Source organism: Sorangium sp. So ce834 (assembly GCF_051521425.1).
Taxonomy (GTDB): domain Bacteria; phylum Myxococcota_A; class Polyangia; order Polyangiales; family Polyangiaceae; genus Sorangium; species Sorangium cellulosum_D.
In genome coordinates this window covers 6,598,757-6,612,384 of record NZ_CP150351.1, presented here as the reverse complement: position 1 = coordinate 6,612,384, position 13,628 = coordinate 6,598,757, and the positions used below count along the sequence as shown (strand labels likewise).

Genomic DNA, 13,628 nt, shown 5'->3' with positions numbered 1-13,628 from the left:
GCCCGAGGACCAGCGCCGTCGCCCGGCGCCCATCCAGCGTGAGCTCCGGGGAGGGGATGGCCCTCCCATCCACCAGTTGGCCGATCCAGTCCACCGACACGAGCAGCCCCCTCGCGGGCCAGCCCCATCCACTCGATGGCCAAGGCCTCGAGGCAGCGGCCGGGATCCCTCTTGTGGAATTTTTGTTCCGGTTATTGCCCATGTTTAGAAAATATGTTCCAATGTCAACATGTCCACCAAGTTCCGCAGCCCCCTGCACGAGATGGCCTCCACCACCCCCACGGACTTCTGGTGCGACTCGTGCGCGGTGGGCGAGCTCAAGTACGCCCTCGATCACGGCGCGGTCGGCGCCACCAGCAATCCCACCATCGTCGCCAGCGTGCTCAGGACCGAGTTCGGCGACTGGAAGGCGCGCGTGGAGGAGCTGATTCAAGCGCAGCCCACGTGGACGGAGGCGCACATCGCCTGGGAGCTGATGGAAGAGATCTCCGTGAAAGCTGCCAGCCTGCTCACGCCCGTGTTCGAGCAGACGGGAGGCAAGAGGGGCTGGTTGTCGATTCAAACCAACGCGGAATTTCACAGGAGCCCCCACGCGCTCGTGAGCCAGGCGCTCCGTTTCGCGTCGCTCGCCCCCAACCTGCAGGTGAAAATTCCGGCGACGGCGGCCGGCATCCAGGCCATCGAGGAAGTGACGGCGGAGGGGGTCAACGTCAACGCCACCGTCTCCTTCACGGCGCCGCAGGCCGTCGCCGTCGCCGAGGCCGTCGAGCGAGGGCTCAAGCGCCGTGAGGCATCCGGACATTCCACGGCCAACATGGTCCCGGTCTGCACCATCATGGTCGGCCGCCTCGACGACTGGCTCAAGGTCGTGTGCGAACGACAAGGCAAGGTGCCGACCCCCGGCACGCTGGATTGGGCCGGCATCGCGGTGTTCAAGAACGCGCTCAAGACGTTCAAGCAGTCCGGATACCGCACGCGCCTGCTCGCCGCCGCCTATCGTCATCACCTCCACTGGTCGGAGCTGGTGGGCGGGGACGTCATCCTCACGATTCCGCCGGAGTGGCAGCGCAAGTTCAACGCCTCCACGATCCCGGTCATCCCGCGCATCGACAACCCGGTTCCGCAGCAAGCCATGGCCGAGCTCTCGGAGCAGCTCGAGGACTTCCGGCGCGCCTACGACCCCAAGGGAATGAAGGTGGGCGAGTTCGACGACTTCGGCGCCACCCGCCGCACGCTGCGCACTTTCCTCGATTCGTATTACGGGCTGCTCAGCTTCATCCGCGACCTGCGCATTCCGAATCCAGACACGTGAGCTGACAGCGCCGGCCGGCAGCTGGAGCGGGTGGGCTGCCGCGTCGCAGCTCGCCCCGCGGGCCGCCCCCGCGTCGCCGTCCCCCTCCGCGACCGCTCGCCTGACGCCTGGCGGTGCGCGGAGCCGTCAGGTCTATCGCTTCGACCTCTTGCCGTTACCGTGGCTGCGCTTGGCTTCCACGGCGCGGCCGAGGCCGACGATGAGCGTGACGGCCAGCGTCATGGTGACGGCGAGCGAGCGGAACATGCCGACCGAGGCTTCCTGTACCTCCAGGCTCACGTCTGCGTGCTCGGCGAGCGGGCTGAGCGGGCTGTCCGTCAAGGCGACGATCTTGACGCCACGCTGCTTGGCTTCACGCACGACCTGCGCCACGTCCGGCGAATACGCCTTGGAGCTGATGGCGATGATGACGTCGCGGTTCGTGGCATGGCCGACCTGCTGCATGAACATGCCGCCCACGCCGTCCACCAGCACGTTGCGCACGTTCATCTGGCTGAAGGCGTAGGCCAGGTAGCAGGCGATCGGGAAGGAGCGGCGGTGCGCCACCACATACACGATCTCGGAGTCCGTGATCAGCTTGTAGGCTTGGTCCAGCAGCGGCCCCATCCGCCTCTGCTGCTGCAGCCGGCGCAGGCCGACGATGTCCGCTTCGACGAACTGGTCGAGCAGCGCGCTGGCGTCGCCCTTGGCCTCTTCGCTCGGAGCGCCCTCGGTGCCGTTGAGGGAGCGCAGGCGCTCTTTGTAGTCCGGCATGGCGTCGGTCAGCCGCGTGCGGAACACGCGCTGCATGTCGCTGTAGCCGGAGAAGCCGAATTCCTTGGCGAAGCGGATGAGGCTGCTGGGTTGCACACCGGCGCGCTGCGAGACCTGCGCGATGGTATCGAGCGCGAGCTCACTGGGATTGTCGAGAGCGTGGCTGGCGATCTGCTGGAGACGTTTGCTCAGGCTGGGGAATTGTTTGATGATCGCTTTTTCCAGCTGATCGTACGTCTCCGGATGCGTAGCTTCGCTCTTCTTCATTCATTTCACCGTAGGCATGGCGAAGCTCGCCCCGACGCTGGCCCCTCGCGGCCAGCGCGACGTGACGGTCTTCAGGCGCGTGAAGAATCGGACACCCTCCGGACCGTGCATGTAGTGATCGCCGAACAGCGAGCCCTTCCAGCCGCCGAAGCTGTGGAACGCCATCGGCACGGGGATCGGCACGTTCACGCCCACCATGCCGATCTGGATGCGCTTGGTGAACTCATCCGCAGCCTCGCCGCTGCTGGTGAAGATGGCGCCGCCGTTGCCATAGCGGTGGGCATTCACCAACTGGATGGCGGCGTCAAGCGTCGGCACGCGGACGACGGCGAGCACCGGGCCGAAGATCTCTTCCTGGTAGATCTTCATGGACGAGGTGACGTGGTCGAACAAGCAACCACCCAGGAAGAAGCCGCTCTCGGATCCGGGAACTTTGAGGCCGCGCCCGTCGACCACCAGCCTGGCGCCTTCCTTGACGCCGAGGTCCACGTAGCCGGAAACCTTCTCGAGGTGCTGCTTGGTGACCAGGGGCCCCATGTCCAACCCCGGCTGGTCGCCGGGTCCGATCTTGAGCGCCTTGATCTTGGGGATGAGCGCATCGACCAGGCGGTCGCCCGTTCCGGGGCCGACGGCGACGGCCACCGAGATGGCCATGCAGCGCTCGCCGGCCGAGCCGTAGGCGGCGCCCATCAGCGCGTCGACCGTGTGGCTCAGGTCGGCGTCGGGCATGACGATCATGTGGTTCTTGGCGCCGCCCAGCGCCTGCACCCGCTTGCCGGCGCGCGTCGCGCGCTGATAAACGTCCTCGGCCACGGGCGTGGAGCCGACCAGGCTGATGGCCGCGACGTCCGGATGCTCGATGAGAGCGTCGACGACCTCCTTGTCGCCGCTCACGACGTTGAACACGCCCGGCGGCAGCCCAGCCTGCGTCCACAGCTCCGCGAGGCGCAGCGACAGCGACGGCACCTTCTCCGACGGCTTCATGATGAAGGTGTTGCCGCAGGCGATGGCGATCGGCGCCATCCACAGCGGGATCATGGCCGGGAAGTTGAACGGCCCGATGCCGGCGCACACACCGAGCGGCTGGCGAAAGGACCAGCTGTCGACGCCGCGCGCCACGCCCTCCGAGTACTCACCCTTGAGCAGCTGCGGAATACCAGCGGCGAACTCGACGACCTCCATGCCGCGCGTCACGGAGCCGCGCGCGTCGTCGAGCACCTTGCCGTGCTCGGCGGTGACGAGCGCCGCCAGCTCGTCCACGTGCCGGTCGATCAGGCTCTTCAGCTCGAACATGACGCGCGCGCGCCGCACCGGCGGCGTCGCCGACCAGCCCGCGAAGGCCTGCTTGGCGACCAGCACGGCGCTCGACACCTCGCCGGCCGTCGACATCGGCACCTGGCTCGAGACGGCGCCGAGCGCTGGGTTGAAGACGTCGCCCCAACGCTGAGTGGAGCTGTCCGTCATCTTGCCGCCTACGTAGTTCTGCAGTTTCTTGATCATGGCTTCATTACCTATCGAGGCTCGTGCCGCGCTATTGGCAGGCCGTCAGGCCTCCGTCCACGTACAGGATCTGCCCGGTCACGAAATCGCTGCCGGGGCCGCAGAAGAACAGCGTCGGTCCGACGACGTCCTCCGGCTCCGCGACCCGTCCGAGCGGGATGCGATCGAGCAGCTTGGCTCGTTGCTCAGGGGTGTTGAGTACATGTTGCGCCATTTCGCTCTGCACGAAGGTCGGCGCCACGCCGTTCACGTTGATGCCATGCGGCGCGAGCTCCACCGCGTGCTGTCGGACGATCATGGCCAGGCCGCCCTTGCTCGACGTGTAGGCCGAATAGCCTTTACCCTGCAGGGCCAGGGAGGCGCGCACGGACAGGATTTGCACCTGGCGCCCGCCCTGACCTTGCTGCACTTGACGCCGCGCGACGGCCTGCCCCAGGAACATGGCCGCCTTCAGGTTGAGGTCGATCACGCTGTCGAAGCTCTCCTCGGTCGCCTCGAGCACGCGCTGCTCGCGATGGATGCCGACGGCGTTCACCAGGATGTCGCAGCGCCCGAAGTAGTCGCAGACCGCGTCGACCGAGCGCCCGATGTCCTTCACCGAGCGGGCGTCGAAGGCGACTCCCCTGGCCTCCGCCCCGGTAGCGAGCACCGAGCCTGTCACCGCGCGCAGCTTGCGCTCGTCGGTGCCGCCCACGACCACCTTGGCGCCGGCGTGGCCCAGGCCGCGCGCGATCGCCGCGCCGAGCACTCCGGTGCCGCCAGGTACATAAGCGACCTTGTCGAGCAGGGTCCTCGAGAACTGGTGCGCGGTGGTCGTCATGGTGGCCTCAATCCAGGTGTAAACCGCCGTTGATATCGAGCAGCTCCCCGGTGATGAAGCCAGCCAGGGGCGACGACAGGAACACAACGGCGTGCGCGACCTCCTCCGGCTCGCAGAAGCGACCGACGGGGATCTGCTCCAGCGTCCGCTGCCGCTGCTCCTCCGTGAGCTGCTCGGTGATCATCTTGGTCTTCACGTAGGCCGGCGCGATGGCGTTCACGGTCACGCCGTGCGGCGCCAGCTCTCGCGCGAGCGAGAACGTGAGTCCGCCGAGCGCGCCCTTGGACGTGGTGTAGGCGGTGCCGGCCGTGAGCCCGCCGGTCTTCATGGCCACCGAGCACATGTTGATGATGCGGCCCCACCTGCGCTCGCGCATGGAGGGCGCCCACTCGCGGCTCAGGTGGTACGGCCCGTCCAGGTTGACGGCCATGATCTTGCGCCACTCCTGCGGAGTGGTCTCCGCCAGCTTGTGATTGGAGAGCACGCCCGCGTTGTTGACCAGGATCTCCACCGCCCCGACGCGCTCGCGCACGTCGGCGCACGCGGCCTTGACCTGCGCCGAGTCGCTCAGATCGAACAGGATCGGGTAGGCGCCATCGCCCAGGGAGGCCGTCACGGCATCGAGCGCCGCGCGATCCGCGTCCGCCAGCACCACGCGGTGGCCTTCGGCGAGCAAGAAGCGCGCGATCGCCGCGCCCATGGCGCCGCCGGCGCCCGTCACCATCGCGACGCGGCTCGGGTTGTTTGTCTTGTCCTTCGTTTCGATTCTAGTTGGAGTCATCTTCTTTGCTCAGCAATCCGCGAGCGCGCCCAGGTAGTCGCGCACGCCCGTATGTTCCAGCAGCCTGCCGTACGTCGGCAGCTCCGCGACATGACCACCGGCCACGAACAGGAAGCGCTCGCAGTGGTCACGCATGATGTCGATGTGAAACGGCTCGTAGGGATGGACGCACAGCATGACCACGCGGCCGCTGGCGCGGAGCTGCTTGAAGAAGCTCAGCATGAAGCCGATGTAACCGTCTTGCGTGCTGAACTGCGGCTCGTCGAAGATGTGCACCAGCGGGTAGTCGGACCCCGCCGGCTGAAGCATGAAATCGGGCTTGGTCTTCTTGACCGAGCGCACCTGATACGACTGGTGATAGTGAATGACCAGGCGGTCACGCTCGCGGTACTTCACCGTCTGTATGTCGCGCCCGCCGCACAAGATTTGACCGCTGGTCGGCACGTCGCTGCCCGACAGCATCTCGAACAGGGTCGTCTTGCCGGCGCCGTTCGGCCCCATCACGCCTATGATCTCCGGCCCTTCGATCGCGAACGAGGCGCTGAGGCTGAACGTCTGCTTCCTGGCGAACAGGCCGCGCGAGTACGTCTTCTTCAGGTTCCGCACCTCGAGGACCGGCGTCGTCATGACAGCTCTCCCAGCAGGCGTGCGTTCTCTAGCAGCGCCTTGGCCGGCCCGTGGTGCACGACGCGGCCGCCGCGGATGACGTACGCGCGATCGCACACCGCCAGCGCGCTGCGCACGTTTTGTTCCACCACCAGCACGCCGATGCCCTCGTCGCGCAGGCGCGCGATGGTCTTCATGACGTCCTGCACCAGCTTGGGCGCCAGGCCTTGCGACGGCTCGTCCAGCAGCACCAGGCCGGGACCGCCCAGCAGGGCGCGGCCGATGGCGACCATCTGCATCTCGCCGCCGGAGAGGTTCTCGCTGTCGCGATCGAGCAGGTACTCCAGCGCGGGGAACAGGCCGAACACCTCCTTCTCGCTCCAGCTGCGGAACGCCGTCTTCTTCTTGCCCAGCTGAAGGTTGGTCCTCACCTTGAGCGCGGGGAAGATGCGGCGATCATCCGGCACCCAGCCGATGCCGGCGCAGGCGATGTCGCTCGTGGCCGCGCGCGTGATCTCGCTGCCGCCGAAGCGGATTGCCCCGCGGCGAGCCGGCGTGAGACCGAGGATGGAGCGCAAGACGGTCGTCTTGCCGGCGCCGTTCGGCCCCAAGAGCGCCACGGCCTCGCCCGTGCCGACGCTCAGATCGACGCCGAACAGCGCCTGCGTCTCGCCGTAGAAGGTCTCGATACCCTGGATTTCAAGCATCCGCCGGCGCTCCCAGCTTCGCCCGGCGCACCCACGGATCCGAGCGCAGCTCGTCGGGCGTGCCCTGCGCGATCACCTGGCCCCAGTGGATCACCGATACGCGATCGGCCAGTCGGAACAAGAAGTCCATGTCGTGCTCGATCATGACGATGGTGAAGCGGCGCTTGAGCGTGAGGATCAGCTCCAGCAGCCGGTCGCGCCCTTCGGCGCCCATGCCTTGCGTCGGCTCGTCCAGGAAGAGCACGCGCGGCTCCGCCGCGACCGCCACGGCGATCTCGAGCGCGCGACGCTGGCCGTAGGGCAGGTCGATCGATTTGCTGTCGAGGCGCTGGCCGAGCCCCACCTGCTCGACGACGCGGATCGCCTTGTCCATCGCGGCCGAGTCGGCGGCGACGCTCTTGAACGGGTTCATGCCGGAGCGGCGCATCTCCGGCACGGCGAACAGCACGTTCTCCAGCACCGTGAACTCGTCGAACAAGCTCATGATCTGGAACGAGCGTGCCACGCCCCTCTGCGCGATCTGCCGCGGCGACAGGCCGGTGATGTCCTGTCCATCCAGCAGCACCTGCCCGCGATCCGGCGGGAAGTGACCGGTGAGCACGTTGAAGCAGGTCGACTTGCCGGCGCCGTTCGGGCCCATGATGCCCGCCAGCTGGCCCTGTTCGAACGACAGCGTGATGTCCTCCAAGACCACCCGGTCGCCGAAGCGCTTGCTCAGGTGGATGGCCTCAAGCAGAGCCATTTTCAGCCTCCGTGGGCAGCCGCTCGGATCCCGCCGCGCGAGATCCGCGCGAGAGCTTGGCGCGGTAATGCTGAAACGCGCCGGCGATGCCCTCGGGCTGGAACAACACCACCGCCATGAAGAGCAAGCCGTACCAGAGCAGCCAGGTCTCGGTCGCCGCGCCGAGCAGGTCGCGCGCGACGATGAACACCAGCGCGCCCAGCACCGGCCCCCAGAAGCTCACGGTGCCGCCGCCGATCAGCACCGCCATGACGATGAAGCCGGAGCTGTGCACGTTCATCACGTCCGGATAGGCGCTCTCTTGCGCCACGGCCAGGAGCCCGCCGGCCAGCCCGGCGAACACGCCGGAGAGCGCGATCACGGCCCATTTCGTGAGCCACACGTCGTAGCCGACGAAGCGCGCGCGAGACTCGTTCATACGGATGGCTTGCAGCGCCTTGCCGAACGGCGAGTGCACCAGGCGCCACAGCGCCACGATCGCGAGCGCCAGGATGGCGAGCACCACGTAGTACAGCGTGGCGTTGTCCTTCAGATCGAGCCCAGCCAGCGCCGGCCGGCGAATGTCGAGCAAGCCGTCCTCCCCGCCCGTGATCGAGTGCGCCTTCATGGCGACGAACCAGAACACCTGCCCGCAGGCGATGGTGAGGAGGGCGAAGTAGATGCCGCGCCGGTGCGCCACGAGCGCCCCGACGAGCGCAGCGCCGAGGCCGCCCGCGGCCGCGCCGAGCGCCAGGCAAACCAGCGGGTTCTGCGACCAGCTCAGGTAAGACAGGCCGTAGGCGTAGGCGCCGACGCCCAGGAACGCGCCCTGGCCGAACGCGGGCAGGCCCGTGTAGCCCATGAGCAAGTTGTAGCCGAGGGCGTACAACATCCAGATCGCGACCTCGATGCCGAGGTACTGGTAGAGCCCGACATGCTCGGCCCAGAGCGGGAAGCTCGCCATCGAGGCCAGCGTGATCAGCATGGGCCTCGTGACCCAGGCTTGCCCGCGATCCTTCCGGCCTCTGGTGGTGACGGGTGTGTAAAGCGGCATCGATCAGGCCTCGAGCGCGCTCTTCTTACCCATCAGCCCGCGCGCGCGGACGCTGAGCACCAGGATGAGCAAGAGGTACATGGACATGACCGACCACTCGGCGGCGTATCCACCGGTGATGCCGACCGTGATGCCGACGAGCAGCCCGGCGAGCACGGCGCCCCAAAAGCTACCGACGCCGCCGAGCACGATGATGAGAAACGAGGGGATCACCGCGTCCACGCCCACGTGCGGGCGCAGGCCCCAGATCGGCGTCAGGACGATGCCGGCCAGCGCCGCCAGACCCGCGCCCATGGCGAACACGAACAGCCGCAGTCGACCGATGTTGATGCCGAGCGCGCGCACCATCTCGGCGTCGTGCGCGCCGGCCTTCACGCGGGCCCCGTAGGGCGTCTTCTCAAGGAACAGCCACACGAGCGCCATCATCACGACGCCCAGAGAGGCGGCGAAGAACCGATACCTGGAGTAGACGAGGTCACCGGCCATGAACGCGCCGTTCACGGCCTCCGGCACCGGCAGCTTCTTCTCGCCCGGGCCCCACACGATGCGAATGCCTTCTTCGAGCACCAGGGAGGCGCCGAAGGTGAGCAGGAGGCCGTACTCGGGTTTCTTCCCGTACGTGCGGCGGACGCAGCGCTCCAGGCCCATGCCCACGACCCCGAGCAGGAGCGGCGCCACGATCAGCGCCAGCGCGTACCTGAGCGCCAGCGGCAGCTCCAGGTACGCGCCGGCCGCCTCGCCCATGAACCCGGGATTGATGATCTCCACCGCCAGGTAGGCGCCGAGCGCGAACAGCGAGCCGTGCGCCAGGTTGATCACCTCCATGACGCCGACGATGAGCATGAAGCCGAGCGCCAGCAGCCCGAACAGAATGCCGAGCGAGACGCCGTTGATCAGGTGGGGCAGCACGGCTTACGGCTCGTAGACGGGCGTCGACTCGAGCGGCTCCAGCTTGCACTTGGCGTCCGCGTCCTTGTCGACGACCTGGCTCGGATCGGCGTGGCTGAGGATCTTGAACAGCGCGTCGGGGTTCTGGGAGTCGAGGTCGGCGGTGGCCAGGTAGATGGTCTGCTGCAGCTGGTGCGTCGCCGGGTTCATGTAGGCGTCGTGGTGCTGCATGCGGTCTCTGGCTGAAATTTTCAGGCCCTCCAGCTCCTTGATCACCGCGTGGTTCTTGGTGGTCTTGGCGCGCTCGACCGCCTCCAGCAGCGAGCGGGTCGCCCAGTAGCCGTTGTAGAACACGTTGCCCGGCGTCTTGATCTTGGACTCGGGGTTGGCCTTGGCGTACCTGGCGTTGAACTCCTTGACCCCGGGCAAGTCGAGCCCCTGGTACCAGGTCGTGCCGAACACGCCGAACAGGTCCGTGCGCGGCAAGCCGTAGATGTCCGGCCAGTCCTGCTGGTTGTTGATCCAGGCGTACTTGTCGCCCAGCTTCATCTGCGCGACCTGCGCGCGCAAGGCCTTCAGGTCGTCACCGCCGACGGCAGCGGCGATGACGTTCGGCGCCTTCTGCTGCACCTTGAGCAGGATCGCGCTGAAGTCACGCGTGCCTTGCGGCACGAGGATCTCGTCGATGATCTCGCCGCCGCTCTCCGTCACCACCTTCTTGGTGGCCTTGGCGGTGTCGTGACCCCACACGTAGTCGTTGGTGAGCAAGAGCCACCTCTTGCCGAACGCCTCGATCGCGCCCTTGGCGGAAGCCTGGGTGAAGTTGCTGCCGTTGGCGTCCCACACGAACTTCACGCGGTGGCAGTTCTCGCCGGCCTCCGTGGCGGAGCTGCTGTTCGTGTTGAGGTAGATGACGCCGTACTTCTGCGCCACCTGCGAGATGGCGTTGGCCACGCCGGAGCTGACGCCGCCGACGAGGAAGGCGACCTTGTCCTGCTTGATCATGCGCTCGGCGACGCGGGATCCCGTCGCCGGCGTCGTCTCGGTATCCATGTGCACCCACTTCACGGGCCGACCGAGCACGCCGCCCCTGGCGTTCGCCTCTTCGATCGCCATGATGATGCCGCGCTTGTCGGAGTCGCCGCTGTTCGCATACTGCCCGCTGGCGTCCGCCGTGATGCCGATCAGGATCGGCGGCTTGCCTGATTCCGCCTGCGAGGACGAGGCGCCCTCGGCACCCGCCTTCTTGCTGCACGCCGCCGCGAGCACGCACAGCGCGCCCACCGCCGCCAGGTTCAGGGTGCGAGAGGTCATTTCCCGAGCTCGACGCCGTTCTGCTTGCAGTGGGAGGCGACCATGTGTCCGACCAGCCCGTCCGAGTAGCCGGAGTTGAGCGCGGACACGAGCGAGTTGAGCACCGCCGGCCCCATCGGCGCCGTGAGCGGAACGTCCGCCACCATGCGGTTGTAGTAGCGGAGATCTTTGGCGGCGTTGGCGAGCGTGAAGTTGAGCCCGCTGAAGTCGCCGCTCTCCAGGATCTTCGGCACGATCAGCTGGAAGATGCCGCTGTTGGCGCCGCCGCTGCCCACCACCTTGGCGAATTTGCCGAGGTCGACGCCCGTGGCCGCGCACGCGCACAGCGCCTCCGCGATCAGCGCCGCGTGCCCCATCGTGATGAGGTTGTAGATGAGCTTGGTGCGGGCGCCGGAGCCGACGTCGCCCATGTAGAAGATGTTCTCGCAGAACGCTTCCAGCACCGGCCGCACCTCAGCGAACGTCTGCTCGTCGGCGCCGACCATGGTGTTCAGCTTGCCGGCCTCGGCGTCCTTCGGGCTGCGCGCCAGCGGTGCGTCGGCGTAGGACGCGCCGAGCGCCGCCAGATCGTTCGCGACGCGCTCGCTCATGGCCGGCTCGCTCGTGGAGCAGTCGAGCAGGATCATGCCTCTCTTGAAGGCGCCCAGGATCCCGTTCTCTCCGTACACGACCTGCTCGACCTGCGGAGCGCCGGTCACGCACAGGATGACGAGGTCGGAGGCTCCGGCGATGGCGCGCGGCGTCTTGGCCTCGCTCGCGCCTTGCGCGAGCAGGTCTTCGATCGGCTTGCGATTCCTGTGAGCCATCACGGTGACGGGGAAGCCCTTGGCCAGGAGGTTCTTGGCCATGCCGTGTCCCATCAAACCCACTCCGACGAACCCGATCTTCTTTGCCATGATGGACTCCTACCAGGGCGCTGATCGCAGGATCTTCGCCTCCACGCGCTCTGATTTGCTCTCGCCAGCGGCTCTGGCCCAGGGAGCTCCGTCGTAGAATATTTGTTCTATTTTGTCAACCGTTAGAACACGGTCCCACAGCTGTTTTCAGAGGGGGTCTGGTACAGCCCCGAGCTTGCCCGCAGAGCTCGTGGCACAGGATGTGCCTGGGCGCTCGCATGGGCGCCGACGGCCTCAGGGCGAGCGCGTGAGCGCCTCTAAATATTCAATAACAATCATGATTTCATGCGCTCATGCTGTTTGAGCTGCAGTGAGTTTGCAACTTTATGCACTTTGATGCGCTCGCCCTCCGCCTACAGCCTCGACCTGCGCCGGCGAATCGTTGATGCCCTGCGCCAATGTCGACAGGAGCTTGGCGAGCGCGTTGCCGCCGCTCCGAACGCCGTTCAGCAGCGCTTGTTAGAATTTTTATTTCAAATTTCCTCGTCTTGGACTACTCGTTCCTGTCGCTGCGTGCGCCGCCGGCTGCGCTCCACGCCGGCCTTCGTTCGAGATCCAGGCAGAGGAGATCGACAAGCGTGCTTCATTCAAAGAGAGTCGTGCGAGCCCTCGTGGTCTGCGCGGGCCTCGTGCCCGCGCTGCTGTCGTCGTTGCCGGCGCGAGCCGAGATCTTCCTGCTCAAGAAGGAGAAGGCGGACGACTGGGAGGTCTCGACGAGCGGCCGCGTCGACGCCTACCTCAACTGGATCGGTGGCGAGACGATCGACGCGGATGGCCTGGGCAACAAGGTCGACCCCGACGACCCTGCCTCGACCGATCGGTACATCCTGGTAGGACCGCAGATCTCGATCCGCGGCAACCCGACGCCCGCTGGCGCCGTCGGCAACACCGTCACTGACACGGATCTGAACACGTTCCGCATCCGCGGCGGGTTCGCCAGCACGATCCTGGCGTTCAACGTCTACAAGCAAGTTTTGCCGGACGTGAAGCTCACCATCAAGCTGGCGTTGTGGGCCGGCATTCAGAACGCCCAGAACAACAACGTGCGCCAGTTCAACGACGCGGCCTCGGTGGACTTCCGCGAGCAGTATGTGGACCTGTCCGGCAGCTGGGGCGCAGCGTGGGGCGGCCGCCGCCTCGGCCTGTTCAATCGCGGCGGCATGAGGATGAACTGGACTCTGATCCACCAGCACGGCGTGGGTCACCCGTGCAACGTGGACTCGTCAGGGGCGGCCACCTGCGGCCACACCGGCGTGGGCTCGATGTTCCCGTCTCGTCACGCGCAGCTCGGCTACGCCACGCCGGAGCTCGCCGGCGTGCAGCTCTCGGTGGCGGCGCTCGACCCGGCCATGATCGACGCCTCCTGGAATCGCACGGTCGCGCCCCGCTTCGAGGGCGAGCTCACCCTTCGCAGGGTGCTGGACGACAAGCCCGTCGTGAAGGACGAGGTCAACGCCTGGATCAATGGCCTGACGCAGATGGTCGGCCGCACCAAGGAGTCGCCGAACAACCCGGACACGCAGGACCCTGGCATTCCAGCGGACGCGGTGCGCAACGTGTGGGGCGCCGGCGGCGGCGCCTGGGGTCGTTACGCCGGCTTCGGCATCGGCGCCACGGGCTGGTTCGGCGAGGGCCTCGGCACCGCGTGGGCGCTCGGCAACACGGCCATCGACAGCGTCGGCGAGCTGCGTACGCATTACGGCTACCTGGCAGCCGCGAACTACCGCGCGGGTAATCTCGAGGTCGCGGTCACCTACGGCTCCACCAACGTGGTGGAGACGGATTGGGACAGGGCCGCCTCGAATCCGGTCAAGATCAGCGTGATCGATGAGGTGCGCGGCATCGGCGGGAAGGTCGCCTACTACATGAACCCTGTGGTGTTCTCGATCGACGGCATGAATCTGAAGCACACCTGGCATCGCGGTGAGACGCAGAACGCCAACGTCGTCAGCGCCGGCGTGCTCGCAGAGTGGTAGCTGGAAGCATCGCGTCGCCTCCGCACACCAGCG

General features: G+C 66.9%; 13 protein-coding genes. 2 read left to right on the top strand and 11 right to left on the bottom strand.

The annotated features are described in order from the left end of the window. Positions 1 to 229: 229 nt before the first annotated feature. Positions 230 to 1,312, top strand: coding sequence for a transaldolase family protein (locus WMF20_RS23905; protein ID WP_437616915.1), 1,083 nt, complete (start codon positions 230 to 232; stop codon positions 1,310 to 1,312). Positions 1,313 to 1,444: 132 nt separating this feature from the next. Here the strand turns inward: WMF20_RS23905 and WMF20_RS23900 are convergent, their stop codons facing one another. From WMF20_RS23900 to WMF20_RS23850, 11 genes are all read right to left on the bottom strand, one after another. After that, positions 1,445 to 2,332, bottom strand: a complete 888-nt coding sequence (locus tag WMF20_RS23900; protein ID WP_437616914.1) for a MurR/RpiR family transcriptional regulator — start codon at positions 2,330 to 2,332, stop codon at positions 1,445 to 1,447. Then, a complete protein-coding gene (locus tag WMF20_RS23895) occupies positions 2,333 to 3,832 on the bottom strand; it encodes a CoA-acylating methylmalonate-semialdehyde dehydrogenase (protein ID WP_437616913.1) in 1,500 nt (499 codons plus the stop codon). A gap of 31 nt (positions 3,833 to 3,863) precedes the next feature. Beyond that, positions 3,864 to 4,652, bottom strand: coding sequence for an SDR family NAD(P)-dependent oxidoreductase (locus WMF20_RS23890; protein ID WP_437616912.1), 789 nt, complete (start codon positions 4,650 to 4,652; stop codon positions 3,864 to 3,866). A 7-nt stretch (positions 4,653 to 4,659) separates the two neighbouring features. Further along, a complete protein-coding gene (locus WMF20_RS23885) occupies positions 4,660 to 5,433 on the bottom strand; it encodes an SDR family NAD(P)-dependent oxidoreductase (RefSeq protein ID WP_437616911.1) in 774 nt (257 codons plus the stop codon). A gap of 9 nt (positions 5,434 to 5,442) precedes the next feature. Next, positions 5,443 to 6,060 (bottom strand): ATP-binding cassette domain-containing protein, encoded by a 618-nt coding sequence (locus WMF20_RS23880; protein ID WP_129576492.1) that lies wholly within the window; start codon positions 6,058 to 6,060, stop codon positions 5,443 to 5,445. Next, the gene (locus WMF20_RS23875; protein WP_437616910.1) at positions 6,057 to 6,746 is read right to left on the bottom strand and encodes an ABC transporter ATP-binding protein; all 690 of its coding nucleotides are present in this window, start codon (positions 6,744 to 6,746) and stop codon (positions 6,057 to 6,059) included. The genes WMF20_RS23880 and WMF20_RS23875 overlap by 4 nt, the downstream gene beginning before the upstream one ends. Further along, positions 6,739 to 7,488, bottom strand: coding sequence for an ABC transporter ATP-binding protein (locus tag WMF20_RS23870; protein ID WP_129576490.1), 750 nt, complete (start codon positions 7,486 to 7,488; stop codon positions 6,739 to 6,741). Before WMF20_RS23870 ends, WMF20_RS23875 begins: the two co-directional genes overlap by 8 nt. After that, positions 7,475 to 8,452, bottom strand: coding sequence for a branched-chain amino acid ABC transporter permease (locus tag WMF20_RS23865; RefSeq protein WP_437616909.1), 978 nt, complete (start codon positions 8,450 to 8,452; stop codon positions 7,475 to 7,477). The genes WMF20_RS23870 and WMF20_RS23865 overlap by 14 nt, the downstream gene beginning before the upstream one ends. Before the next feature lie 72 nt (positions 8,453 to 8,524). Then, complete coding sequence (locus tag WMF20_RS23860; RefSeq protein WP_437616908.1) at positions 8,525 to 9,430, bottom strand: branched-chain amino acid ABC transporter permease; 906 nt, start codon at positions 9,428 to 9,430, stop codon at positions 8,525 to 8,527. A 3-nt stretch (positions 9,431 to 9,433) separates the two neighbouring features. Beyond that, a complete protein-coding gene (locus WMF20_RS23855; protein ID WP_437616907.1) occupies positions 9,434 to 10,723 on the bottom strand; it encodes an ABC transporter substrate-binding protein in 1,290 nt (429 codons plus the stop codon). After that, positions 10,720 to 11,619 carry an NAD(P)-dependent oxidoreductase gene (locus WMF20_RS23850; protein WP_437616906.1) on the bottom strand — a complete coding sequence of 300 codons (900 nt, stop codon included), beginning with the start codon at positions 11,617 to 11,619 and terminating at the stop codon, positions 10,720 to 10,722. Before WMF20_RS23850 ends, WMF20_RS23855 begins: the two co-directional genes overlap by 4 nt. Positions 11,620 to 12,248: 629 nt before the next feature. Between WMF20_RS23850 and WMF20_RS23845 the strand changes: the two genes are divergently transcribed. Continuing rightward, positions 12,249 to 13,595 (top strand): porin, encoded by a 1,347-nt coding sequence (locus tag WMF20_RS23845; RefSeq protein WP_437616905.1) that lies wholly within the window; start codon positions 12,249 to 12,251, stop codon positions 13,593 to 13,595. Positions 13,596 to 13,628: the final 33 nt, after the last annotated feature.